Genomic DNA, 3,577 nt, shown 5'->3' on the forward strand with positions numbered 1-3,577 from the left:
GCAGGCGTCAGCTGGTTGTCTACCGCGCCTTCTTCGAGCCGGGAGTGTTCGGCTGGCCCGACCGCGCCTGCCGGGGCTGCTCCATGGTGGCCGACCAGGTCGCCCACGTCGCCCATCTGAACGCCCGTGACACCACGCTTGTTTTCGTCTCGCGTGCGCCCCAGGCGGACATCGCGCGGCTGAAGGCGCGCATGGGCTGGGAGATGCCGTGGTACACCATTACGGATAGCTTCGACGCCGACTTCGGCGTGGACGAGTGGCATGGCACGAACGTGTTTTACCGCGACGGCGACCGCGTGTTCCGCACCTACTTCATCAACAACCGCGGCGACGAGCAGATGGGCGGTACCTGGAACTATCTCGACATCACGCCGCTCGGCCGACAAGAGGTCTGGGAGGACTCGCCAGAAGGCTATCCTCAAACCCCGACCTACAAGTGGTGGAACTGGCACGACAGCTACGTCGAGGGTGCCGCTCCCGACAAGAAGTGGGTCGAGGTGTCGGACGCCGGAGAGGCGGCGTTCCGGGACCAACACGGGAGCACGAACCGATGAGCCGGGCCTGTGCGGGTGGATCTGATGGGCGGGGAGGGCCGATCTAGGCGGCGGCGATCGTCTGTGGCAGACTGTATCGGGTACTAAGCACTACGGGCGACTGCCACTGTCGCCGAGACCGTGTTTAAATCCACCGCGCGGATGCGATACTCGACTGAAGGAACCAGATCGATGACGCGTTACATGCGAATTCTGGCTGCGTTCCTGGCACTGCCACTCATCAGTGCCGGGCCGGCGGACGACGGACGCTGGTATGCCGGGGATTATTCCTTCTCCGACGAGCTTGGCGGCTTTCGCATCCTGTCCGTTACGGGCTCAGGGACGAAAGCCGATCCGATAGAAATCAACGAGGAGCTCATCTCGGCCACGCCCGTCACACTGGTGATCAGGGCAGCAAAGCCACTTAAAAATCACGGGTTTCCTGAGGGCAACTTCCATCTGCGGGTCGTCGCCGTGAACGACAGCGGATTGGCCTGGATCGGGTTCGAGTTCGAACTTCAAGAGATCCGCGGCAAACCAAGCGACTTCTATGACGGTCTGTCATTCGATCAGACGAGCCGAAATCCGGACGTCATCTCGTCGAACCGGTTTGCCCGTTTCGAGAGCCACTTCGAGAGTTTCGATCGGCTGAGCTTCTCCAACGGCCACGTCGATCCCGTCGACCGGGGGGCGTTTGGCTTTTTTATTACTGACGTCACGCCGGTTCCCGAGTTCTACCTGGTGCAGGACCCGCAAATACCTTCCTCGTGAGGTGCCGTCGCTCCATGTCAATCAGTTCGGGCCTGTCGCTCCAAGACTTCGCGTCAGCTCGATGCTGTAACCGTTTTCTGCGCGCTACTGCGGGATGGCGCACAGTCCGACGGCGCCTTCATTGAAAACCATAGGGATACCGGAAGGGCTGCCGTCGGGGCATTGGATCTTCGCGCCGACGACGCCGTCCCACCCTTTGGTAATGATCTCCGTTGCCTTTTCCTGCTGCTCGAGGGTCGGGAAGAGCGAATCGGCCTCGGTACCAGAACCCCGGAACTGCGCGAGCGTTCCCCCCGAACCGGCCGGCACCTTCCCGCTGCGCATCAGGTCCGCTATGCGGATCGGATGGCAGTGGCCGTTCAGGAAGGCGAGCTGGGCCTCGTCCGAATATAGGTATTCGATCCACAGTCGGGCGGCGTTCGGATGCGGAGCGAACGCGCTGATCGCCTGGGCATAGACGCCGGCGACGACGCCGGTCTTCGGCCTGACGATCTCGATCCTGGTCTTGCCCCTTAGTCGTTCGCGGTCGCCGAGCGCAAGGTAGTCCCAGCGAATGAGGATGGGCGTCCGCCCGTCGACGAGCGAATCGGAATTGCCGACGATGGGAACGAAGTTGCCCTTGCGGTTGATGTCCGCGAAGAACTTCAGGCCCTGATCGGCCGCATAATCGACACCGCCGTTGGCGGCCGATAGGCCGGCGGCGAAGACGCTCTGGATCGCTTGATTTGATGCAAGATCACCGGCGAGGGCGACCGCATTTCGGTAATCTCTCGAGGCGAGGTCTGCCCAATCCGCCGGCATCTTCGTGACGATATCCGCGTTCACTTCGAAGGCGATCGTCCCGTAGTAACCGCCGTACCAATATCCGTCCGCATCCTTGGCGGCGTCCGGAATGGCGGCCCACCTTGCCACCTTGTGAGGCTGCAGGAGGCCGTCCCTTTTCGCCGATGAGGCGAAAGACAGGCCGACGTCGATCACATCCGGCGTTTGCGGGTCGGTTGCGTTCCGCGCCTTCCTGATCGTGTCAATCACCTTGGCCGATCCCGCGTCCGGCAAAAGTTCGTTGATCGTCAGGCCGTATTTCGCCTTGAAGCCGTCGATGATGCCGCCGTATCCACACCAGTCGCGCGGCAGGGCGATAACCGTGAGTTTGGCCTCGGCCTTGGCGGCGGCCACCAGCTCGTCCATCGGACCGGCGGCGGTCATTCCGGTGAATGTCAGCAAGGCCAGCGCCGCCGACGGCCTGACCAGGCAGTTCGCTCTCCATCCCATTTTCATGGCCGTCCCCTCCATAACTGATGGCCAACGGTTGACGGGATTATAGCAGCTAGCGAGACCCTGGAAAATCGCTATCGGGGCAGCACTTTGTTGACCTGCCCGCCGGTGGGCAATGCCCCGCCGCCCGATGCGGGCAGCGGGGCGCGGGAAGCAGGGATCAACGGAGAAAATCGCGGATCTCGGCGGCAATCTCGGCCGCATGGGTTTCGAGCGCGAAGTGGCCGGTGTCGAAGAATTTCACGACGGCATCGGGAATATCGCGGCGGAAGGCCTCTGCGCCCGGCGGCAGGAAGAAGGGATCGTTCTTGCCCCAGACCGCTAGGACACGCGGCTTATGGGTGCGGAAATAGGTCTGGAACGCCGGGTAGAGCGCGACATTGCTCTTGTAGTCACCGAAGAGATCGAGCTGAACCTCTTCCGCGTCCGGTCGCGCCAGATAGAAATTATCGAGCGAATATCCGTCCGGCGAGACCTTGGCGACATTGGAGACGCCGTGCGTATACTGCCACACCGTCGCTTCCGGCTTGAGCAAGGCCCTCAGTGCATTGCGGTTTTCCTCCGAGGCATCGCGCCAATAGGCCTGGATCGGGTTCCAGCCTTCGCTCAGCCCTTCCTCATAGGCGTTGCCGTTCTGGGAGATAATCGCCGTGATGCGCTCCGGATGCTTCACCGCCAGCCGGAATCCGGTCGGCGCGCCGTAATCGAAGACATAGACGGCGTACCGGTCGAAACCGACGATCTCGGTGAAACGGTCGATCGTCTCGGCGATGCTGTCGAAGCTGTTGCCGCGCGCCGGCTTATCGGACTGGCCAAAGCCCGGAAGGTCAGGAGCAATAATGTGATAGCGATCGGCAAGCAGCGGGATCAGTTCGCGGAACATATGGCTGGAGCTCGGAAAGCCGTGCAGCAACAGGAGTTTGGCAGCACCGAGCGAACCGGCCTCGCGATAGAAGACTTTCGTGCCGTCGACAGTGGCGGTGCGGTAACTGATGCTG

Annotated in this window: 4 protein-coding genes; 2 read left to right on the forward strand and 2 right to left on the reverse strand. The window is 62.0% G+C overall.

Translation table 11 applies throughout. The features are described 5' to 3' along the window. Together ACPYOI_RS35195 and ACPYOI_RS35200 are read left to right on the forward strand one after the other, a co-directional pair. Positions 1–554 (forward strand): DUF899 family protein (locus ACPYOI_RS35195; protein WP_481424076.1); only part of this gene is annotated, 554 nt, incomplete at its 5' end. Positions 555–725: 171 nt separating this feature from the next. Next, positions 726–1,304: a hypothetical protein gene (locus ACPYOI_RS35200; protein WP_481414871.1), complete on the forward strand. Its 579-nt coding sequence runs from the start codon at positions 726–728 to the stop codon at positions 1,302–1,304. Between the two features lie 84 nt (positions 1,305–1,388). Here the strand turns inward: ACPYOI_RS35200 and ACPYOI_RS35205 are convergent, their stop codons facing one another. Continuing rightward, positions 1,389–2,576, reverse strand: coding sequence for an ABC transporter substrate-binding protein (locus tag ACPYOI_RS35205; protein WP_481424078.1), 1,188 nt, complete (start codon positions 2,574–2,576; stop codon positions 1,389–1,391). Positions 2,577–2,739: 163 nt separating this feature from the next. Beyond that, positions 2,740–3,577 (reverse strand): alpha/beta fold hydrolase (locus tag ACPYOI_RS35210; RefSeq protein ID WP_481424077.1); only part of this gene is annotated, 838 nt, incomplete at its 5' end.

Source organism: Rhizobium sp. SVR5-2C, from assembly GCF_056755115.1.